Annotated in this window: 18 protein-coding genes; 7 read left to right on the top strand and 11 right to left on the bottom strand. The window is 58.3% G+C overall.

Annotated elements, in window-relative coordinates:
• The first annotated feature begins 320 nt into the window (after positions 1 to 320).
• A complete protein-coding gene (locus tag HHL14_RS15915) occupies positions 321 to 695 on the top strand; it encodes a hypothetical protein (protein ID WP_169498568.1) in 375 nt (124 codons plus the stop codon).
• 412 nt (positions 696 to 1,107) lie between these two features.
• Positions 1,108 to 1,743 carry a response regulator gene (locus HHL14_RS15910; protein ID WP_169498567.1) on the top strand — a complete coding sequence of 212 codons (636 nt, stop codon included), beginning with the start codon at positions 1,108 to 1,110 and terminating at the stop codon, positions 1,741 to 1,743.
• A 386-nt stretch (positions 1,744 to 2,129) separates the two neighbouring features.
• On the opposite strand, the gene HHL14_RS15905 is transcribed toward HHL14_RS15910, so the two are convergent.
• The 10 genes from HHL14_RS15905 to HHL14_RS15860 form a co-directional block, all read right to left on the bottom strand.
• On the bottom strand, positions 2,130 to 4,595 hold the full coding sequence (locus HHL14_RS15905) for a putative bifunctional diguanylate cyclase/phosphodiesterase (protein ID WP_169498566.1): 2,466 nt from the start codon (positions 4,593 to 4,595) through the stop codon (positions 2,130 to 2,132).
• Between the two features lie 689 nt (positions 4,596 to 5,284).
• Positions 5,285 to 6,553 carry an NAD(P)/FAD-dependent oxidoreductase gene (locus HHL14_RS15900; protein WP_169498634.1) on the bottom strand — a complete coding sequence of 423 codons (1,269 nt, stop codon included), beginning with the start codon at positions 6,551 to 6,553 and terminating at the stop codon, positions 5,285 to 5,287.
• Between the two features lie 162 nt (positions 6,554 to 6,715).
• The gene (locus tag HHL14_RS15895; protein WP_206002351.1) at positions 6,716 to 7,963 is read right to left on the bottom strand and encodes a M14 family metallopeptidase; all 1,248 of its coding nucleotides are present in this window, start codon (positions 7,961 to 7,963) and stop codon (positions 6,716 to 6,718) included.
• Positions 7,903 to 9,561: an ABC transporter ATP-binding protein gene (locus HHL14_RS15890; protein WP_329601669.1), complete on the bottom strand. Its 1,659-nt coding sequence runs from the start codon at positions 9,559 to 9,561 to the stop codon at positions 7,903 to 7,905. The genes HHL14_RS15895 and HHL14_RS15890 overlap by 61 nt, the downstream gene beginning before the upstream one ends.
• Before the next feature lie 2 nt (positions 9,562 to 9,563).
• Entirely contained in the window at positions 9,564 to 10,355 is a 792-nt protein-coding gene (locus HHL14_RS15885; RefSeq protein ID WP_230413057.1) for an ABC transporter permease, read from the bottom strand.
• Positions 10,356 to 10,398: 43 nt separating this feature from the next.
• Entirely contained in the window at positions 10,399 to 11,352 is a 954-nt protein-coding gene (locus HHL14_RS15880) for an ABC transporter permease (protein ID WP_169498563.1), read from the bottom strand.
• A 98-nt stretch (positions 11,353 to 11,450) separates the two neighbouring features.
• A complete protein-coding gene (locus tag HHL14_RS15875; RefSeq protein ID WP_169498562.1) occupies positions 11,451 to 12,263 on the bottom strand; it encodes a maleate cis-trans isomerase family protein in 813 nt (270 codons plus the stop codon).
• A 22-nt stretch (positions 12,264 to 12,285) separates the two neighbouring features.
• A complete protein-coding gene (locus tag HHL14_RS15870; protein WP_169498561.1) occupies positions 12,286 to 13,368 on the bottom strand; it encodes a Rid family hydrolase in 1,083 nt (360 codons plus the stop codon).
• 86 nt (positions 13,369 to 13,454) lie between these two features.
• The gene (locus HHL14_RS15865) at positions 13,455 to 15,050 is read right to left on the bottom strand and encodes an ABC transporter substrate-binding protein (protein WP_169498560.1); all 1,596 of its coding nucleotides are present in this window, start codon (positions 15,048 to 15,050) and stop codon (positions 13,455 to 13,457) included.
• Between the two features lie 149 nt (positions 15,051 to 15,199).
• Positions 15,200 to 15,625: an Lrp/AsnC family transcriptional regulator gene (locus tag HHL14_RS15860; RefSeq protein ID WP_169498559.1), complete on the bottom strand. Its 426-nt coding sequence runs from the start codon at positions 15,623 to 15,625 to the stop codon at positions 15,200 to 15,202.
• On the opposite strand from HHL14_RS15860, the gene HHL14_RS15855 reads away from it, so the two are divergent.
• Positions 15,624 to 15,803: a hypothetical protein gene (locus HHL14_RS15855; protein WP_169498558.1), complete on the top strand. Its 180-nt coding sequence runs from the start codon at positions 15,624 to 15,626 to the stop codon at positions 15,801 to 15,803. The genes HHL14_RS15860 and HHL14_RS15855 overlap by 2 nt on opposite strands.
• On the opposite strand, the gene HHL14_RS15850 is transcribed toward HHL14_RS15855, so the two are convergent.
• A complete protein-coding gene (locus HHL14_RS15850) occupies positions 15,800 to 16,924 on the bottom strand; it encodes a Rid family hydrolase (protein WP_169498557.1) in 1,125 nt (374 codons plus the stop codon). The two genes, HHL14_RS15855 and HHL14_RS15850, sit on opposite strands and share 4 nt — an antisense overlap.
• 295 nt (positions 16,925 to 17,219) lie before the next feature.
• On the opposite strand from HHL14_RS15850, the gene HHL14_RS15845 reads away from it, so the two are divergent.
• From HHL14_RS15845 to amaB, 4 genes are all read left to right on the top strand, one after another.
• Positions 17,220 to 18,125, top strand: coding sequence for a LysR family transcriptional regulator (locus HHL14_RS15845; protein ID WP_169498556.1), 906 nt, complete (start codon positions 17,220 to 17,222; stop codon positions 18,123 to 18,125).
• Between the two features lie 252 nt (positions 18,126 to 18,377).
• Positions 18,378 to 19,472, top strand: a complete 1,095-nt coding sequence (locus tag HHL14_RS15840; RefSeq protein WP_169498555.1) for a saccharopine dehydrogenase family protein — start codon at positions 18,378 to 18,380, stop codon at positions 19,470 to 19,472.
• Positions 19,473 to 19,778: 306 nt separating this feature from the next.
• Positions 19,779 to 20,933: a porin gene (locus HHL14_RS15835; protein WP_169498554.1), complete on the top strand. Its 1,155-nt coding sequence runs from the start codon at positions 19,779 to 19,781 to the stop codon at positions 20,931 to 20,933.
• 22 nt (positions 20,934 to 20,955) lie between these two features.
• The gene (gene amaB / locus HHL14_RS15830) at positions 20,956 to 22,455 is read left to right on the top strand and encodes an L-piperidine-6-carboxylate dehydrogenase (protein ID WP_169498553.1); all 1,500 of its coding nucleotides are present in this window, start codon (positions 20,956 to 20,958) and stop codon (positions 22,453 to 22,455) included.
• Positions 22,456 to 22,581 lie beyond the last annotated feature (126 nt).

Here is a 22,581-nt window from a genome sequence, read left to right as displayed (position 1 = left end):
ATATGAATCGCCGAGTTCCATTGGTGGCGACAGTGGTGGTGACAGAAACGAAGCAGTAGGTCGCGCGAAACAGGTTACCTCTAGCGTGCGCCGGGAAGAAATGCGACCATTCATTTCCCTCACGGACCGAACCTTCGCCGAGCCGCCTTCAACCCGTGCCGATTCAATTGTGCGCGGCACAATAGACGCCTTCATCTCACCTTCAAATTCTGCTTTTGCGTAGCTCCGGGTTCCAACTTCTCCCGCAGGTCAGGATGAAAGTACCGCTATCTCGTGGAACCATTGCTTTCCACACTCACGTTTCTACGAAGGAAGTCGTCATGAACGGTACGGCCCTCAAACGTCATCTTTACGCATTCGCCTTTGATGTCCAGCCGAGCCACGGTCATCCCGACTCGACCACTCGCGCTGCCGCGATGGTGCGCATAAAGGCATTCGTGTTCTGCCCTGACCCCTTCGAGGCACAACGCCTGATCGCTGAGAGATTGCGCGATGATCACTGGGAAGTTCTCAAAATGATCGAGGCAATGGAGATCGAGGAATCGACGATCAAAGAGTCCATCGACCTGACGCTTCTGGATATTGCACGGCACCAAGGATTAGCGCTTGGTGTCAGTGCGCTTCAACCCCAGGCCGGAGACACGCCAGACCAGGACGGCACGACCCGGAATGAGGTGCGCACCGGAAATTCCTGACGCCCATTAACGGCTTGACGATTCGTTCGATCGAACGATGAGCGCGCCTGACGACATTACTCAGGCGCTTTTCCGCACAACACGGATCGACGTCGGCCGGTTTGCCATAAGCACATGAAGTCCAGCCGGCATGGGTCCATGTTTGATGGCCTTTTTCCTCGATGCAGGCCTCGCCTCCGTATCAGTCATTACCCAACCTCCTCCTGATTCGTCGACCTCCGTGGACAACTCGAAGACTGCTTCACCGTGCTAGCGCGACAGGACCCTGGGACTGGATCGCGACGTCGATTGCCATCGCCGGGATCAAACGTAAATTGGACAGAAGACTTAAGACGTCCTAAGATCGGGGCGATTAGTCCTAGGACCATCGGTCCCCCACGGTCGTCATTGTTTCCGCATTATGGTTAGCACTATGAAAATATTGATCGTCGATGATCACTCCGTTGTGCGAGAGGGTATTGCCGCGCTACTGCAACGAGACGGCGTTGACATCGCCATTCTGCAGAGCGGCAGCGCCGCCGAAGCATTCGAACTTATCCATGCACATGCAGATATCGACATCGTTGTGCTCGACCTGATGCTGTCCGGCGTAGTCGGCCTGGATGCGATTACGCAATTTGCGGAAATTCGCCCGACACTGCCTGTCATCGTGCTGTCCTCGTCGGAAGATCCACGCGACGTACGTGAAGCGTTCGCTCGTGGCGCGTTAGGTTACGTGCCCAAATCGTCAAGCCGGCAGGTACTCCTCTCAGCCATTGAACTCGTCTTGCACGGTGATCTCTATGTGCCGAAACTCGTTCTTGGCAACGGTTCGTCCGAAAGATTCGTGAGATCTGCTTCACAGGACGAGAACACCCCGTTGCTAACGCAACGGCAAATAGAAGTGCTTCGACGTATTGGCGAGGGCCAGCCCAATAAGAAAATCGCCGCCGGATTGGAGTTGTCGGAGAAAACCGTCAAAGCTCACATTACCGCGATATTCAAAGCGCTGAAGGTGATGAATCGAACTCAGGCGGTGGCTGCCGGAAGAAAAGCCGGCCTTATCTAGCGTTCCAGGTCAAAACATAAGGGGTCGCATTGTGGCGTGGAGTGGGTCGCGGTAGTCCATGCGAACACTCACGCATGCGGGTCGGGGCAAGTTGCATTTTCCAATGGCGTTACGTGTCGCAACATCGGGCGGCCGCGCTGCGTTTGAGAATTCATGCAGATACGCCGTCTTTCGCTTTCAGTACCGATTACCCCGCTCATACTCCTCCGAAGGTCTCGTTTCGATGCGAATCCTCCCCCCCGCTTCGTCCCTAGCCCCTCGGTTGCGCCTGGAATCCTCGCTCGTGACACGCCCTGCAGATCTTTCTACTGTGTTGTCATTGAGCTGGACGCCCACCGGTTTCTATTGCCCCATACTCCTGCCCCATCCCCGCCGACGTATCCGGCTCAAGCCAGGACTCCCGATAAGCGAAGCTGTGACGCATAATCTGCATACAAGGCCCGTTCTATTTGCGATGCATCCGTCGGCTTGCCAAAAAGATACCCTTGCATGCTTTGACAGCCAAGCTTGCGCAATGCGTGGAATTCCGTTGCATTTTCGATACCCTCGGCGGTCATCGATAGATTCATTTCCGCCCCGAGATGTATTATCGACGAGATAACCGAACGTGAAGCAGTGGCACGGCTATCATTCAGCCCGACAACGAACGAACGGTCGAGTTTGAGTTTGTCGATAGGTAGTTGGCAGACCTGTGCCATCGACGAATAACCGGTGCCAAAGTCGTCAAGCGCTATGCGAACTCCCGCGCATCGTAATTCATCCAGCACTGCACGAGCAGACCGATTGTCGTTGACAACCAACGATTCCGTTATTTCCAGTTCGAGCCGTCCCGGCTCAAAACCTGCGCGAGCAAGACATTCCAGCACGGACCGAGCAAATGATCGCTGATTTAGCTGGACCGCTGACACGTTGACGGCAATCCGGATATGTCTGGGCCAGTGTGCTGCCGTGAAGCAGGCCTGCTCGAGTGCCCACAACCCCATTTGCACGATCAGGCCAGACTCTTCGGCCACAGGAATAAAATCATTCGGCGATATGGCGCCATATCGTGGATGATGCCAGCGCATCAATGCTTCGCATCCAATAACGCGGAGCGTCGAGACGTCCACGATGCATTGATAGACCATCGACAGCTCGTTACCCTCGATAGCGCCAGCCAGATCGCTCACCATCGACAAACGTCCTTTCGCCTTCTCACCCATCCGGTCGGTGTAGATCACGTATAGATCACGACCTTCACCTTTCGCTTCGTAAAGGGCAATATCCGCCCTGCGCATCACTTCGCCAGGCGTCATCAGCGCGAGCTTATCCACCACTGCGCCGATACTGCCACGGACGTCGATACGAAAATGACTGATGACCTCCGGTTCGCGAAGAGATTCGATCAATTGTTGCGCCCGTACCTGAAGGAATTCGACAGGTTGCTCCGTCGGTACTTCTATCAACGCGGCAAATTCATCACCACCAAGGCGAGCGAGGAAATCGTATGGCGTCATCGTTGCGGCCAGTCGGGCCGCGACCCGTTTAAGCACCGTGTCTCCGACACTGTGTCCCAGCGCATCGTTGGCGGACTTGAAGTTGTCAAGATCGATAATGAGTACCGCGCGCGATTCATAAGCCGTTCGCGAAGTCCGATGTGTCAGCGCTTCGAGTCGCTCGAAAAAGGCACGTCTGTTCGGCAAGCCGGTCAAAGCGTCATGCGTCGCAAGGTGATGCAGATATCGCTCGCGGTTCACGCTGTCGAGTTCGCGTGCCCGTGCATCCGAGACGGCACTGCCGACCCCTCGCCAACCACAATTCCTGCCGTCAGGTCCGCATAAAGGCTTGGCGGCGATTTGCCAGCTTCGAAGTTCTCCGTCAACCCGCGCCTCCACCACCAGCCCAGTAAAAGCCACGCCTTGCTGAAGGAATGTGCGCAGAGCATCCGCACCAACGTGATGATCCGACGGCACCGACAAAAGCCGGGTCTGTGCAAACAGGGAAGGCAAAAGGCGACCGCTGATATCGATCGTACCGAGTCCAAGCTCCTCGGCGACGCGTGGTCCTGCGCGTGTAATGTGTCCTTGCCAATCGGTTTCCCAAAGCCAGTCGCTAGCGTTCGCTTCAAAGTCCCGGAGTAGTAAGCCGACAATCTGTTTTTCGTGCTCCGCTGCCAGCTCGGCACAGAATCGCCCGATAAACATCCGCGAAATGGATAAAGATGCGCAAAGCAGCACTCCTGCATACAGAACCAGGAGTGCGAGTGTCATGCGCTGATTGAGAAACTCCACGTGCAACACCGCCGCGCAACTGGCAGGAATAAGCACGCCCAGCCAGATGACCGACAGGATCGGTACAGTCATGCTGACCATGGCGCCCGCGGCAATGAAGCCCGGAACGAACGACACCACCAACATGCGTTGACTCTCCACGGACAGATAAGGGCCCACGGCGAAAACAGCCAGACCGACCAATCCGGAAATACAAATCCACCAGCCGCCGCAAACCCAAAGATCCAACCTGGTGTAATGCACGGCCGGTGAGTCCCGGTACCGGTTCAGTTTTAGCAATGCATGAGCTGCCCAGCCAAGCTGGACCCCAAAAAAGCCAGCGCCCCACACTATCGTTCCATGCGGTGGGAGAACCCGCCAGAGAGCGAAGAGTAGCCATAGCGCCGACAGGCAGTTGGAAGCTGCGGAAACGGGGACGATTTGATATAGCGTTCGCAATTGCCGGTTCAACAGCCGAAACCGACCTGCAGCGTTCGCATGCGGAAGTGTCCAGCAAGTACTTAATTCCTTCATTGCCATCTTTATCGCATCACCTGTCCAACGTAAGTGATGAGGTGATGGTTCACAGCGCTGGGTATCCATGAGGACGTCTGCCACTGGTATGAAAGAGGTCGTTGCTGCCCGTTTGGTTCATTCCGTACTCATGCTGCTTTATTCCCGACAACGGCAGCCCGGGTAAAGTCGCCTCGACGAGAAGGTCGCCGAATACCTGGCCAGGCTATCTTGCCGCAGCCGACGGGGACGCTTCATCGAATGAAGTGAACCGGTGTGCTTGAGTGCGAGTGTTACTAATCAGCGTTGAAAAGTAAATTCAACTAAAGTCTTAAGACTCGGGCTCGGTAACCAATGGAATTTGGGGCCGACGGCCACTCGTGGAAGCGGACATTCGGTGAAACTCAGGAATGAAGGTATACATGCACCGAATCGCCAAAGCCGTCTACACGAAGGAATTCCGTGGAGAGGCACTCGGATTTCGGCGTATCGGAATTGACGCGTCGGCCGTCGATACCATTGAAAACGATGGCAGGCTGCAGCGTGCGGAACACTATCGAAGCCGTCGACAAAGATCGAAGCTGAACCCGCGAGAAGCCGGAGGAAACTGGCCGAAGTGAAGATGGAGTACGGACTACAAAAATCCTGACAGGGACAGCGTCGACACCGCGCCCTTTCCTTTGATGCACTATATTTGCATCCCCTCTGCGTCGTCGGATGCATCGGCGCAAGCCCGCTGGTGTTGCGGCTCGTCCGTTGGCCTGGACCGTCGGAGATACTCAGCGACGATGTTCCGCAAGTGCGTCTCGCGCCTGATACACCGCGTACGAAAGCTGCGCTGCGGCGAGGCCAGCCAGCCCAAACGTGCGGGTAAGGCCGAAAGCGGAGAAACCCTGGGGTACCGGAGTGCTTTCGGCCAGCGCCGCGGCGAGCAACTCTCCCGCGACCGTGGTCGGCGCCATCCCGTGACCGCCGAACGCGATCGCATGCCACACACCGTCGGCGTCACGGCCGATCTGCGGCATCTTGTGGCGCGCGTAACTCATCAGCCCACCCCATGCATAATCCACCTTGACGTCGGCAAGATGCGGATAGACGCGCGTAAGATCGCGTTTCAGGAGACGCGCGATCGTCTCGGGCCCGCGGTCAAGCACCGAGATACGTCCGCCCCACAGAATCCGCGTATCCCGCAGCGGCCGATAGTAGTCGAATGCGAAGCGCGTGTCGTAAATGGCATATGGCGCATCGATCGCATCCGTGAGACGCACGCCGAGCGGTTCCGTCGCGATCACATAGGTGGCGATAGGCAGTACCGCGCGCTCGACGCCTGGCAATACCCCACGCGCGTAGCCACCACCAGCGAACACCACGTCCTTCGCATGCACCACCCCTTCGGACGTGCGTACGATGTAGCCCGCACCGTTGCGAGAAATTCCGAGCACGGGCGACTTCTCGAATATACGCGCGCCGTCGCGCGCCGCAATTTCTGCAACGCCGAGAAGATACTTTAACGGATGGAAATGGAATGCATTGGGCTCGAACAGGCCTCCGAAATATCGACCCGTCTTCAAACGCATGCGCAATGCGTCCGTTGAAACGGGCTCCCAGTCGACGTCAAATTCATTCTTCATCAGCGTGCGCAGTCGTTTGAGCCGGGAGGGATCATCGAACCAGTTCGCGAGCATGACACCGTGGTCCATCATGTCGCAGTCGATTCCGTAGCGGTCAATGCGCGCCCGGATCAGATCGACTGCATCGACGGTGAGCCGATACAATCGGCGCGCTTCGTCACGACCCAGCCTGCGCAGCAGATCGGCGTTGTCCAGGCTGTAGCCTGCGAATACGAAGCCGCCATTGCGGCCCGACGCACCGTAGCCGACCCGCTCGCTGTCGAGTAAAACGACGTCGCGCACGCCGCGCTCGACGAGTCCCAGCGCCGTGCACAGGCCGGCGAGGCCGCAGCCCACGATACAGACCTGCGTGTCGAGCGAACCGGTCAATTGGGGGTAAGGTTGACGCGTTACAGTCGCTTCGTAGAAATTCTGCATGGGATTGAATGACGAATGAGCGAGGTTCTCCGGCTGCAAGCCGGACGGATCCCCCGGGTCAGGATGAGGACAAGGACACCCGAAAGGCGTGCGGTTCGTGTTGACGGTTGCACTCACAACAGTGTGCTATCCGTCGATCCCGGACCGTTGGTCGAAGTGGCATCAATCGGGCAATCGCACATTTCCGGGCTTTCGCTCGCCATTGGCGCCACCGATCTTGCAAACGACCATTCCCGCTCGAACCGTACGTTGATGCCAACGCGCGAACACGACCCCCGAATATCGGGCGACAATTTCCCGCCACGCACGATAAGGCACAATTTCCGTCGGGTCGAAAACCCGAGCAATGACTTCGCCTGGCACCACGCGCTCGCCGAGATCCTTGCAATGCACCAACACGCCGGTGATTGGACTGGTGATCATATCGACCTCATCGAGACTTATCGGCTGAACCGCGGTACGGAGCGCGGCAGCACTCGATGCAATCGACGCAATCGGATCGAGAGCCCCCGCATCGACCAGGTAGTCGTGGAAGGCGGCCGCATCCTGCCGGGCCAGCGCCGGCTCGACATCGGCAAGACCGCGCAGCTCGACCGTGCACGACGATACACGGTGAGCTGCGCAGTAATCCCGTTCCATGAGAAAACGCGCCACCTTGCTCCATGCGTGACTGTGCGCCTCGTCAAACGGCATATCGGCCGACACCTCCCCTAGCATCACCGTTTGCGCGTCCAGATGCGCCGCCAATCTTTCTATCCGGGGCCACGAGGCCGGCGACGAATACAGATGAACCACCGACTCCATGTCGGAATGCACGTCGATCACAATGTCGGCTCCCCACGACATCCGGAACAATTCGATTCTGAACTGATCGCCGGGGCTTTCGCATCGAACCTTCGACAGCAAGCTTGCCCCCGTATCGATTGCCATTTCGGTATTCAGGTTTTGCGGGGCAATACGGCCTAGCCTGTGAATAATTTCATCGGCAATGTCTGGAAAGCCTCGATTGAAATTGCGGCCGTCTGACAGATCGAAACGACCGAGGTGGCGACCATGCACAAACTGCCTGAGGCCGGCGGGATTGCAGTGGGGAACGACGATCAGCTCTCCACGCACGCGATTTTCCCGCTCCGCAACCGTCAACAGTTCGCATAGGTAATGTAGCGCCAGCGTAGCCGACACTTCATCGGCATGCAGCGCGCCCTGAAGGTAGACTCTGGGCCTCGTCCCTGGTGTCCCAAACCGGTACATCACGGTTTCGTTCGCGGAAAATGGCACACATTTAATTTCAGGCATGGATCGAAACATGGATAGAGTGAAAGCCGGGTCGGCAACCAGCCGGTCCGGTCTCATCGTACGGTCGACAGAAACTTCGCCGCGCTGCGCGTCGAGAGAAGATTGGTGAGCCAACGGGGATCCGTCTCGGGAACGGAGGCAAGAAGCTCGGCCACATAGGGTGCAGTCGATGCCTGCAATACCTCGGCCTGCTCCCCGAATGCGATCACCCTGCCGCTTTTCATTACAACCACTTCGTCGGCGATGGCGCGAACGGTGGAAAGATCGTGAGTAATGAAAAGGTATGCGATACCGAACTTCTTCTGCAGTCGATCGAGAAGGTCAAGGATCCCTGCTGCCACAATCTGGTCGAGTGCCGAAGTCACTTCATCGCAGATGATCAGATCGGGCTCGGCCGCCAGCGCGCGCGCTATGCCGACGCGTTGCTTCTGTCCACCGGAGAGTTCGCATGGGTATCGATCCATGTATTCGGCAGGATCCAACTCGATCTGGGTCATCAGTTCGGCAATACGGCGAGTTCGGGCTTCACCGGTCAGCCCCAGATAGAAAGACAGCGGCCGTCCAATGATGTCCCGCACACGCAGGCGCGGATTGAGCGCCGTGTCGGCCATCTGGTAAATCATCTGGATGCGCTGCAGGGTCTTTCGAGGACGCTTTCGATAATCGGCAGGCAAAGCACCGCCGTCCAGCAGAATCTGCCCCGATGCAGGCGGGAGTAATCCGGCAATGACGCGCGCGGCTGTCGATTTCCCTGATCCACTCTCCCCAACCACCGCAACGGTGCGACCCGGATGAATATCGAACGACACATCTTTGAGCACCTGTGTGGCGCCATAGCACGCATAAACACCTTGCACCGAAAGCAACGGCGTGGCTAACGCCGACACAGGTGGCTTCGCGTCGCGGTGCCGGCAACGCACGGCCCATAAGGTACGCGTGTAGTCTTCTTTCGGTGCCCGCATCATCACGGCAGTCGGCGCTGCCTCCACCTCGCGCCCGTGCTTGAGCACGACGACCCGGTCCGCAATCTGGGCGACGACTGCCAGGTCGTGCGAGATATAGATCGCAGCAATCCCCAGGCGCTTCACCGCATCCCGGATCGCGGCCAGCACTTCGACCTGCGTCGTCACATCGAGGGCGGTCGTCGGCTCGTCGAAGATGATGAGATCCGGACAACATCCCATTGCCATCGCCGTCATCACGCGCTGCAACTGACCACCCGAAACCTGATGTGGAAATCGCTGACCGATTTGCGTGGGCTGCGGCAATTGCAATCGCGTATAGAGGCCGATCATGTCCTGTTCGGCCGTGTCGCGCGACTTGATGCCGTGCACGAGCGCCGGTTCGATGCATTGCCCGAGAAGTCGCCGTGCGGGATTAAAGCTCGCCGCCGCCGACTGGGCGACATAAGCAACCTTGCGGCCACGCAGGTCGTTCAATTCCTGTTCCCGCAGCATACGCAGATCGACGCCGTTGAGCCGGATCGACCCGTCCGATATGCGGCAGCCGTCCCGGGTAAAACCCATCGCGGCGAGTCCGATCGTGGATTTGCCAGCGCCAGATTCTCCGATCAATCCCAGCACTTCCCCGCGTTTAAGCGTCAGGTCGACGCCATGAACGATTTCACACCATCCCTTATTCGTCAGCGCCTCGATCTTGAGGCCACGTATCTCGAGCAGCGCCTCGGCTGTCGGTCTATCTGCTTGGTTCACGATCAGTCCTTCAATCCGCTTGACTTGTGGAGAAACGCGTCGACGACAAAGTTAACGGCAACCGTCATCAGTGCAATAGCGCCGGCGGGCAAGAGCGGCGTGATGTCGCCAAAGGTAATCAGCGATGCGTTGTCGCGCACCATCGATCCCCAGTCCGCCAGAGGCGGCGGCACGCCTAGCCCGAGAAACGATAGCGACGCAATGGTCAGGAAGACGAAACAGAATCTCAAACCGAATTCGGCGACCAGTGGCGCGATCGTATTGGGCAGTACTTCGCGCAGAATGAGCCAGCCCAGACCCTCGCCTCGAATACGGGCGGCTTCGATGTAGTCATTCATGACGACACCCTGTCCCACGGATCGTGCGAGCCGGAACACCCGCGTGGAATCGAGAACGGCGATGACTACGACCAGATTCACAATCGACGTGCCGAGAATCGTCAACAGCAGCAATGCGAAGATCAGTAATGGAATAGACATGACGACATCCACGATCCGACTGAGCAACTGATCGACCCACCCTCCGACCACAGCCGCCAGAAGACCCGTCGACGTGCCGAGAACGAATGCCATGATCGTCGTGACGAACGAAATAGCGAGCGTGTTGCGCGCCCCGTAAATCAGTCTCGACAGCATGTCCCGGCCGAGGTTGTCGGTGCCGAGCAGATGCGCCGGGCCCCATGCAAGATACTGGTCGCCGACGATCTGCGCTTCCCCGTAGGGAGCGATGGCGTTCGCGAACAGTGCGATCAACAGATAGAGCACGACGACCGCGAGACCAAACCAGGCGCTCAACGGTGTGGTCCTGAGAAGCTTACGGATGGTATGTGCCATGATGTCACCGCCGATATCGAAGTCGTGGATTGCTCACGGTTACCAGCAGATCGGCAACGAGATTGAGCAGAATGTAGGTTGCCGCGAAAATCAGGCCAACCGCCTGTACCACGGTGACGTCGCGCTTGGCGACCGAGTCGACCAGCAGTTGTCCGAGGCCTGGATAGACGAATACCACCTCCACGACCACTACGCCCACGATCAGGTACGCGAGGTTGAGCGCCACCACGTTGATCACCGGCGCGAGCGCGTTCGGCAACGCATGATTCAACACGATCTTCCAGCGCGGAACACCCTTGAGCCGGGCCATTTCGATGTACGGTGCGGCCAGCACATTGATAATCGCGGCGCGCGTCATCCGCATCATGTGCGCGACGACCACGAGCGTCAGCGTCAGCGCGGGCAGGAAGGTGGCATGCACGTGTTCCCAGAACGGTGTCGAGGATCCAACATCAGAAATCGACGAGAAATAGCCCCCTTGGGCCAGCGCAAAAATCAGAATGTAGGCGATAAAGAACTCCGGAAACGAAATCGACGTCAGTGTGATGACGTTGATGAGCCGATCGAACCACGAGTTGCGATAAAGCGCGGCGAGAAAACCCAGAAGTAGCGACAGGGGTATGGCGATCAGCGCCGCAAACGTCGCGAGAAACAGAGTATTGGCGAGCCGCGGCCCGATAAGCTGGCTGATGTCGCGGCCATCAGCCAGCGATTTGCCGAAGTGGCCAGTAACGGCTGCGCCTATCCAGTCGCCGTAGCGCTTTACGGGTGGTTCGTCGAGATTCAGATCCTTACGGAAGGCAGTCAGCGCTTCCGGGGTCGCGGATTGTCCCAGCACCGCTTGTGCAAGGTCCCCCGGCATCGCCTGGATGGCCGAGAAGATCAGCACCGACACGACGAACAATGTCGCAATGCCCAAGCCGATCCGCTGGACTGTCAGACCTATCATGCCTTTCATTGCATGTTTCCTTTTTACGCAATGACGCCGCCATTCGCGAACGAGAAGACGTCTGGCGGTGTCGAGTGACCCATCGTGTATGAACCGGCGCAGGCTCGTCAGCCAGCCCGGTACCGGTGATCGAATAGCGATCCGCCTCCTCCATCCGTCCTTCGTACACCGACGGTCTCGCAGCATTGCCATGCGAGCGCCTGATTGCTCGATACAACAGGCTTGCCGAGCGTGCGTTCAACCGCGGCGAGAATGGGACTCACCTGAATCCCGGTACAGGAAATGAAGACGGCTTCAGCGTCGTCCGTATCGGCACGCAGCGCCGCAGCCTGGATGTCGAGTGGAGACAGTCGCGCCATCGCGTAGCCGCTCAGCATGTCGAACGTGATGGCATTGACGATTTCGATATCGCGTTGTCGAAGGAATGCTTTGACGACGCGGTTGGTTTCCTGAACATAAGGCGTGACGACGGCAATCTTGCGGCATTTCAGCGCCGTCAATGCGGCGACCACCGCGCTGATCGGATTGAAAACCGGCACGCCGGGGCGCACGGGCGCAATGAGGGCTTCGAGACGCTCGGGGCCGATCACCATGCTGCCGGACGTACAGCCGAAAACGATCGCGTCGAGCCATTCGGCGTCGGGCAGAAGACCGGCCGCCGTGCCGACATAACTTTCCATCGCGCCGAGTCCTTTGACGTCGGCGTCGTCGTCGAACTGCACGCGGCTGGTGTAAATGCCGTCGTCGCAATCGGGCATGAAGGCGCGGATTTCGGCCTGCATCCACACTTCGGTCGACAGCTCGAGAAGGCCAATCGCGGGACGATGCGTCTTGCCTGCTACCGGCACGGAAGTTTTGGCAACCGGCCAGTCGATGAAGCCGGAAATTGATTCCGGTACATCCGGATGCTTCGTGTTCATATGCTGTCTCCTGATTTATAGTTCAATCGGCGTGGATCGCAACGAGGTCCACCGCGATCAGACAACCGCGATCGGCAAACCCGCGTACAGGGAGTCCGGTCGAAGCAGGCCCTGGCGTGCGATAACAGGCATTACGAATCACCATGTTTTCGTAAAGTTCTTCCGCCGAATGGCCGCCGACATAGTGGCTCGTCGATTTGACGACGTTGGCGAAAGTCATGCCCTGCGCGCCGAGCGCATCGGCCAGCGCGCTCATTGTTCGCGATGTCTGCGATATCAGTCCGCGCTCGCCGTCGGATACACGTGCGCTGAGCCACGCGAAACGACCCGCACGACGCGAGATGACCTCGACTCCATCGACTCGCCTACGCTCCCCGGTGACCGGCGTCCTGGCGAATGTCAGTTCTCCGACCAGATCCGCGGCAGGATCCGAGCTTTCGACAACGGCACCTTCGTCCGTCAGAAGGCCAGCCCGGTGCAGTGCCGCCGCGTGGCGGATAGTGGACGGGTCGCCGCTTCGTTCGGCAGGCACGATCCAGCGCTCAGCAAGGCGTTGATCCGTGCTCAGGCCGAATCTGGACAGCGCGGACGCGAGCAGATCACGAGCGGCAGCCAGTTGTCCCGGTTCGACGGTGATTGCCGCCCATGCAAGTTCGCCGCCGTCCGCGATCGATATCTTCGCGCCATCGGCGGATAACACCATGGTCGACGTGATGTCGGCGCTCGCGAACGCGTCGACTTCCAGTAGTAGCCCATCGAAATAGAAGTGAGGCACCGCGACAGGAACGAGAACGGGATGTTCTCCGAACCGGACGCGACAGCGAGCGATCATTTGCTCCTCGTCATCCGGTGTTCGCCTGACAAAGTAGAGGACAAGTTTGCCGAGCGACTCGGGCCGCATTCCGGCGCGCCGGAGAATGTCCTCGATGTAGTCGCATACAGCGTCGGTCTGGGCGGCCAGATCGTTCGGGGCGACGACGTTGGCTTCTTTATCCAGCGGAACCTGTCCGCAGGTCCACGCAAAATCCCGATCCCTGACGAGGAACGAATAAGGCACCGTGATAGACAGCCGCCACAGCGTGCCAAAAGGTATGAACGAGCGCATTGTCAATCCGGATTAGTGTGACACGCAGTCCGACAGTGCCGGCAGATCATCTCGCCAGCCATACAGTGGACGATCGGGCGTTGCAGTTATGCATTGAGCCACCAGCGCTTGAGGAAATGTCCGCCATCGAGTTCCCATCCGCCGCCGTACTGCCCCGTCGTTCCGACCTTGCTCGAAATGGCGGCAACGTCGTGCCCGAATGCCGGTACGATCGTCGCGCCGTCCTGGTTGAGGAGTAACTGGATCTCGCGATACATCTCGGCGCGCTTCCTGGTATCAAGCTCGCCGCGTGCGGAGACGACGAGTTCGTCTACCTTGGGGCTCCCCCATCGGGTGTCGTTCCACGGTCCCCTGGAAACCCAGTTGATCGACAGGATCATGTCTTCCACCGGGCGTGATCCCCAATAGCTCGCGACGAACGGCTTGACGTTCCAGATGTTCGACCAGTAGCCGTCGTTCGGCGCCCGGACGACATTCAGGTCGATGCCGAGCGGCGCGAGGTTCTCCTTCATGATCAGTCCGTAATCCACGGCGCCGTTATAGGCCTCGTCGCTCGCGTAGTAGTCGATACGGGCACCGGTAAGCCCGGATTTCTTCAGGTAATAGCGGGCCTTGTCGAGATCGTAGACGGTCTGCGGGATGTCGCTTGCGTGGTACCGATATCCCGGGCCGATCGGCTGATCATTGCCTATCGCTCCGAACCCGTTGAGGATCTTCTTGACGAACTGGTCCCGGTTGATTCCGTACTTCAGGGCGCGCCGAAAATCCGCCGAGTCGAAGGGCTTGACGTTGGTCAGCATCGGCGACGCAAAGAAGAAGTTGCTGGGTACGTCGACGAGCTTGATGCCCGCCCGTCTTTCCAGCAGTTTGGCCGTGCGCAGATCGGGGCGATTGATCACGTGGACGGCGCCCGCTATCAGCGCATTCTGGCGCGCCGTCGGATCGGCTACCGAAAGAACTTCGGCGGAATCGACGAACCCGTACCGATCGGCCTGCCAGGCGTTTTTATGACGCTCGACAGTGACCTTGACGCCCGGCTCGAACTGCACGACCTTGTAGAGACCGGTACCGGTTCCGCCCGACAGGTCGGGCTTGCCGCCGGGCGCCGGCACGACGTTCATGTGATAGTCAGTCAACAGAAACGGGAAGTCCGCGTTCGGTCCGCTCAGCTTGATGACCACCGCGTCGCCGTCGGCCGTCACGGACTGGATCGCTTCGAAAACGCCCTTCGCCGCCGATTTGCTTTGCGCGCCGCGATGGAGGTTGATCGATGCGATCACGTCCTCCGTCTTTAGCGATTTGCCGTTCGAAAATTCAACGCCTCGACGCAACTTGAAGCGCCATTCGGCAGCGTTGGCATTCGGCTCCCAACTCTCGGCCAGCGCGGGCATGAGTTTATTGTCGGGTCCATGTTCGACCAGACTGTCGCGGGTCGCGCGGCCGACCGCGATCATGACCGAGCCGATCCAGGTTTGCTGGTCCATGCTGTCGTTCGTACTGCCGCCTTGCAGCGCGGCAATCATATGTCCGCCCTTCTTCGGCGAACTCGTATCGGCACGCGCATCCCACATCATCGACGCGGCAGCCATGCCGACGCCGATTTTCGCTGCCGCGGCCAGGAAATCGCGCCGAGAAATGCAGCGGCCGGATAACATGTCCGGCGACATCTTCTCTTGTTCCATGTTTCCTCCAGGTCTTAGGCGCGATTTGTCCGAAACACGAACAGGCGCCTTTTATAAATTTTGGATTGCGATGCAAAAAGTTTTGATGGGCCCGTGACCGATGCCATAAAACAGCTCCGACATCGGTTATGGCAGCACGCGGGTTGCCGCTAACGCTCTGCGATCGTCGACAGTACTATCGCCGTCATCGTGCGTTCGACACCTTCGAGCGCGCCTATACCGTCTATCAACGCGCTGAGCTTTTCCACGGATTGCGAAACCACGAGCACAATCAGGTCGAGCTGCCCGCTCACAGAATGAATCGTCCGAACCTCCGGTATCTTCAGCAGACCGGCCTGAACAAGGCCGGAAAGTTTTGGAGCGGCCGTGATCAGCACGTGGGCCTTGACCAGGTCGTGCTCGTACTCCCCGGAGAGCCGGGCACTGTAACCAACAATGACGCCTCGTCGTTCAAGACGCTCGATGCGACTCTGCACGGTTGTGCGGGACAGATCCAACGCGCGTGCCAGCATTACCGTCGAGGCCCTGCCGTCCTCCCTTAACAGGGCGACCAGCTTGTGGTCGATGCAGTCCATGTTCAACGATCCCACCTGCTCTATCAGAATGCCGCCCCCTGGGGCGCTGTCGATCGCCGACGCAGTGACCGAAGCGATGCAAAGTCCGATCCGGGATGACAAACTTCTACGGTTGCGCCGCGCCGAACGATATGGCAACGCCGGCGTCGGTCACCTCGTTCGACAAGCAAACGCCTAACGACGCCATCCGGACTCGACTCCCGTAATACCAATCGAAATGTGACTGTCCGCCGAGAGGAATCCCGCCACAGGAATACCCGTCGAGGCCGGTCCGGGCTTCGAATAGTACGAATTGCGCACGGACATGTTGTCGTGCAGATCGCTCTCCGCACAACTTCCCGCGTAATATGTCGTCGATTTGCACACTTCGTCGAAATTCAGACCATGACTGACGAGCGCATTGTTGATGGCAATCATCGCGCGCCTTGTCTGCTCGACCAGCGGCGCGGTGGCACTCCCCATTCGGGCGCTAGCCCAGAAAAAGGCGCCGCGCCGTCGAAGCGTTAGCGAAATTCCATTGAGTAGCATGGTGGTAGTAATCGAAGCCGGTTGCGGCGCATGCATTCTGACGAACGTCAGCTCTCCGACGAACGACACATCGTTCTCCAATAACGTTTTCACCGCGGCGCCGCTGTCGGTGACAAAGCCACTGTTTCCGAGACTCGATAGCACGCTTTTATCCGCCGTCATTCCGACGAACCAGTGGTCGCTCAGAAGCTCGGTGGCCTGAAGTCCAATCCGGCCGAATGCCTCTTCAAGTGCACTGCCGCGCGCGGCGGCGCGTACGCCATGAACCTCTTTCGCCGTCACTTTGGTGGACACGACCCTGCCCGACTCGACGACCTCGATTTCCAGGCCCGATTCCGTGCGGATGATGTTCTTCGCTTCCGGCCGCTGCCGGAATGCGTAGACGTCGATTTCAACCTGCATACCTTCATAATAGAAATGCGGCACCGCCACCGGTAGCACGCTGACCTGATCCCCGAACGCCGTTGTCAGGATGTTCAGCAGCGTCTTCACGCTCTCCGGACCGGAGTCGACGTAGTACACCACCAGCTTGCCGAGCGACGCCGGATCAAGACCGGCGGTCTCGATCAATCGCAGAATGATCTGCACGACGTGTTTCGTTTGCTGGCCAAGATCGCCGGGGGCGAGCACGTTACCGTCCACATCCAGCGGACACTGTCCGCAGGTCCATGCGAACTCGCCTTCACGTACCAGCAGCGAATAGGGCGTATCTATCCTCATGCTCCATGTCGAATCAAAAGGAATCCGAACTTTTTCAAAATCGACGTTCATGTTTTCTGCTTCGCTCAAGGGTTATGAATGGTTATCGCCGGCCGCCGCATCCGACGCATCATCCGCATTGCGTCGTGATGAAAATTGTGTGAAGGCTAGACTGCATGGAATGAATGGTAGACAGAGGAAAATCCGGACGGAAGGGCAAATCATGTTATGCTTTTGATAACTTCATGTTATGACGAAACCTGAGGGCTTACCCGTAATTTGCACCCGTGCGGCCCCGCACGAAAGACGACGCGCATAACGATCCCGCCCTTTCCTTATGACTCTGCTCCGGAAAACCGTAGGCTCGTTGAATCGACTGATCGCCTTCGAATCGGCCGCCCGGCATTGCAATTTCACCCGGGCAGCCGAAGAGTTGTGCATCTCCCAGCCTGCGGTGAGTCGTCAGATCAAAGAACTGGAACAGACACTGGGTCTGTCGCTGTTTGTAAGATTCGGCACGAGACTCGAGTTGAACGATGCCGGCGCGAAACTGCTCGCTTCCGTTACAAACGCCTTCAACGACATCGAACATACCGCCCAATCGCTTCGAAGTCCCTCGGAGAATTCGATCGTCCGTTTGCGGATGAGTGTCGCGGCTTCGCAATGGTTGCTACCCGTATCGGAAGAGTTTTACGCGGCCAATCCCGACATTCTTCTCCAGTTGATATGCGTCGACGAACCGGCACCGTCCAGTGCCCCGGCGTTCGACCTGGAAGTGCGATTTGGAAACGGGAAATGGCAGGACGGAATCTGCTACCCGCTGCTCGATGAAGTGATCTTTCCCGTCGCAAGTCCGGAATTCCTCGAGAAGTATCCGATCTCGAGTCAGGACGATCTGCTGAATGTTGCCCTACTTCAGCTTACCCTCTATCAGAGCCCGCTGATGGACTGGCTTCGATGGCTGCCGCCTCGGGAACTCGACGGCTCGCAAAAGCCCATTATCCGCACCTACTCGACCTATTCGACGTTGCTTGACGCGGCGATATACGGCCATGGGGTCGCGTTAGGCTGGAAATACTATGTTGCCGAGGCGCTCGAACGGGGCGACCTGCGAGTCGTTCTCCCTATGAAAAAGACCAGCCGGTTCAAGGAGTATCTCGTCGTTAACCGGCAACGCGCCAATGTGCCCGCGGTCAAACGAACTGCCGAATGGATCAGGGCTTACGCGGAGACAACCTGTCGCCGGTTCAGCCATATCGGCATGACGCCCTGATCTTCCGACGTGACATGGGGGGCGTCGACATTTCCCCCCGGACATCCCTCGCACTTTTGACTGCCAACGGGATGGACTACCGTCAACGTATCCGACGCACTTCAGCGCGAGAAGCACGGCCAATCGTCAATCTGCCTATCGGTTCGGCACTTTGCCCAAAAAAAATCGCGTTTCCGTTTTTTTCCTGCTACAGATCGAATAATCGCACCTCTACGATTCAGTCTTCATCTCGTCCTTTTAGCGGAGTTTCGAATGAAGCAGGTCGTTATTGTCGGTGCAGGGAAGATCGGAGCCACGATTGCGAAGATGCTGGCGTCTACGGGGGAATATCGGGTCAAGGTTCTCGATCAATCCATCAAGCAACTGGAGGCTATTGGCGAATCTGAGTTTCTTTCACGGAAATCGATAGACATCGCCGAGGCAAACACGCTGGAAGCGGAAATCCGCGGCGCGTTTGCCGTCCTCAGCGCGGCTCCGTTTCATTTGACGACGCGAATTGCCGAAGCGGCCGTCAGTGAAGACGTGCACTATCTGGACTTGACGGAAGACGTGGCAAGTACCAAGGCGGTGCGCAAACTGGCGGCAACGGCGCGCACGGCCCTGATTCCGCAATGCGGCCTCGCGCCCGGCTTCATCTCCATCGTTGCCAACGATCTGGCGAAAAACTTCGACTCGCTGGAAAGCGTGCGCATGCGCGTAGGCGCCCTCCCCGAATACCCGTCGAACTCGCTCAACTACAATTTGACGTGGAGTACGGACGGCGTCATCAACGAATACTGCGAACCCTGCGAAGCGATTTCCAACGGCAATCTGGTTCAGGTTCCGCCGCTGGAGGAGCTCGAACAATTCTCGCTCGACGGCGTCGTTTACGAAGCGTTCAACACCTCCGGCGGCCTGGGAACCCTGTGTGAAACTCTCCGTGGCAAAGTCCGTTCACTCAACTACCGGACGATCCGGTATCCGGGACACGCGCAGATCATGAAGACGTTGTTGATGGATCTGGGCCTTCGCGATCGTCGAGATGTGCTTAAAAGCGTATTGGAAAGTGCCGTCCCGTCGACGCATCAGGATGTCGTCATCATCTTCGTTACGGTCGTCGGCAAAAAGCAGGGAAAGCTCCATCAGGAAACTTACGCCAACAAGGTTTACAGCAAGGCGATCGGCGCGGAAACCCGCAGCGCCATTCAGGTCACGACTGCATCGGGCATCTGCGCGGTGCTCGACATGCTGAAAGACGGCAAGCTGCCGGACCGCGGCTTCATCAGGCAGGAAGACATTCCGCTGGACGCCTTTCTCGACAATCGCTTCGGCAAGGTCTTCGACGGATCCGCGGCGCAACGTTTGTAAGGTGGAGTCGAACGGGCATTGTCCCGTTCCCGATCGGCCGGCTGTCGCTAGCGCGACGCGCCTGCCGGTATAAGGGCCTTCCGCGCGTCGAGTTGCCTGATCCCGAACCGTTCCTTTTTCCCTGCAGGCAAGGTGCGATCCCCGGCATCCGGCAGATCTTTTTAGTCTGCCAGGACGCGCGGAGGGACGACGGGATCCTGACACCACCCTGGAAGCCATCTTCAATACTTAGCATTCCTCATATCAGTAGATGGATTTTTCATGACAAGAAAGATACGGGGTCATTGACCTTCAAAGGAGACAGGAATGAGGCGAGCATCTGGAATCCATATTGCGGCCTTCGCGGCAATGGCAACCTTTACGCAAATCGCACATGCCGATAACTCGGTGACGCTTTACGGCATCATCGACACCGGCATCGATTTCGTCAACAACAGCGGCGGTTCGCACCTCTGGCAAATGCGCGATGGAACCTACGCGGGCATTTACGGAAGCCGCTGGGGGCTCAAGGGTAACGAAGACCTCGGCGGCGGCTGGGCCACCCTCTTCAGGATCGAGAACGGCTTCAGTCTGGAAAATGGCCAACTCCGGCAAGGGGGGCTCGGGTTCGGCCGTCAGGCGTACGTTGGTTTGAGCAACGATCGTTTGGGTACCGTGACCTTCGGCCGTCAATATGATTCGATCGTCGACTATATTGCCCCAACGACACTGCCTGGCAATCTGGGCGGAATGTTCGTGCATGCCGGCGACATCGACAATACGTCGAATTCCTTTCGCGTGAACAATTCGGTCAAGTACGCAAGCCCTAATCTCGGCGGATTCAGTTTTGGCGGTGTCTACGCATTCACGAACTCCAATACCGCGGATGCGGCAACCACCGGCATGTGGAGTGCCGGCGCAAATTATTCCGCTTCCGGTTTGACGCTGGCGGTCGGGTATCTCTTTGCCAGAAATCCAGGCCAACTCTTCGCCGACGGCAACTTTGTACCCAATACAACTGGCGCCGCAATTGGTGCGACTGGCCCCTTCAGCTACGTGGGTCAGCCCAGGAATCAACAGGTTATCGGTGCTGGAGCAACGTACGTGATGGGTCACGTGACCGTCGGGGCCGACTACACCAATGTGAAGTTCGACGACGCAAACGGCACGACCCAGTCGGTCCGTTTCGACAACTACGAGGTCTGGGGACAATACGCGATCACGCCCGCGGCAACCGTAGGCGGTGGTTACACGTTCACGGACGGGAAAGTCAACTACAACGGCGCCACGCCGAAGTACCACCAGATCGGGCTGCTTCTGGACTACAAGCTGTCGAAGAGAACTGAGGCCTATCTGATGGGCGCATTCCAGCGGGCAGCAGGTTCCGCGATCCATGCCGCCATTCTGGATGGAGCCATTGGAGACGCTTCGTCGACGAACAAACAGCTTGCCACGCGTATCGGCCTGGTTCACAAATTCTGAGTTGCCACTTAAGGACCTGACTATGGACACAACAGCCATTCTCTCCAGACTTGGCATCTCGCACATGGCGGAAGCCGGTGATATCGCCGTTTATTCACCAATCGACGGTAGCCCGATCGGGCGGGTTACGAGCCACAGTGCTGCGGACGTCGATGAAGTTCTGACTCGGGCACAGGATGCCCACGCTGCATGGCGCAACGTGCCGCCGCCGCGCCGTGGAGAACTGACTCGCCTGCTGGGCAACAGGCTTCGCGAGCAGAAGCACGCACTGGGAAGCCTTATCACGCTGGAAACAGGCAAGATCCTCCAGGAAGGGCTAGGTGAAGTTCAGGAAATGATCGATATCTGCGACTTCGCAGTCGGTCTTTCCCGCCAGCTATATGGTCTGAGCATCGCATCCGAACGACCGGGCCATCGGATGGCCGAAACGTGGCACCCGATGGGCGTTTGCACAGTCATCTCCGCATTCAATTTTCCGGCTGCAGTGTGGTCGTGGAATGCCACGCTTGCTCTGGTCTGCGGCAATGCGCTCGTCTGGAAACCGTCCGAGAAGACCCCGCTTACCGCGCTCGCCATCGATCGGATCATGCAGCACACGCTGAGCGAATTCGGCGATGCGCCTACTGGCCTTGCGAGTCTGTTGATCGGCGGCCGCGATGTTGGAGCGATGCTGGTGTCAGATCCGCGCTCGAACATTGTCAGTGCGACGGGTAGCACGGAGATGGGCCGCGCAATCGGCATCGACGTCGCACGTCGATTTGGACGTTCGATTCTCGAACTGGGTGGCAACAACGCCGGCATCGTGTCCAGCGCGGCAAATAGGGAGCTGGCACTGCGTTCCATCGTTTTCTCGGCGGTCGGTACGGCCGGGCAGCGCTGCACGACACTGCGCCGTCTGTTCGTCCATGAAGACATCTACGAGGAAACGATCGCCAAACTCAAGGACCTGTATCGCAGGATCGCAATCGGGAACCCGCTCGAGCCCGGCATTCTGATGGGACCGCTTATCGACGAACCGGCATTCGAGCGCATGCAGGCGGCACTTGAACAGGCCAGAACCGAGGGCGGCGACGTATATGGCGGGGAACGTCAGCACGTGGCAGGCCACGAAAAGGGATTCTATGTTCGCCCGGCACTTGTCGAGATGCCTTCGCAAACGCCGGTTGTTTTGAAAGAGACCTTCGCGCCGATTCTCTACGTCATCAAATATCGCGATTTCGATGATGCCGTCGAGATGAATAACGCGGCACACCACGGACTATCGTCCTGTGTGTTCACCGCCGATATTCGCGAAGCCGAACGGTTCCTGTCCGCTTCCGGCAGCGATTGCGGTATCGCGAACGTCAACATCGGGCCGAGCGGCGCGGAAATCGGTGGTGCATTCGGCGGCGAGAAAGAGACCGGCGGCGGCCGCGAATCGGGATCGGACGCGTGGAAAGCGTATATGCGTCGCGCAACCAATACGGTGAACTATTCGATGGCGCTTCCTCTGGCACAGGGAATCGACTTCTCGATCGACTGAATACGGACGAGCGGCCGGCGGTCGCCTGTCGTGGACAAGCCACCGACGCCGCGGACTCGCTATGGCGCACATGTGCTCACTCTTCGACGTACGATACGCAGCGGAATGCCGGCCCGCTCGCCCCGC

Source organism: Paraburkholderia antibiotica (assembly GCF_012927125.1).
In the GTDB taxonomy this organism is placed as follows: Bacteria; Pseudomonadota; Gammaproteobacteria; order Burkholderiales; family Burkholderiaceae; genus Paraburkholderia; species Paraburkholderia antibiotica.
This window is presented reverse-complemented; position numbering and strand designations above follow the sequence as displayed.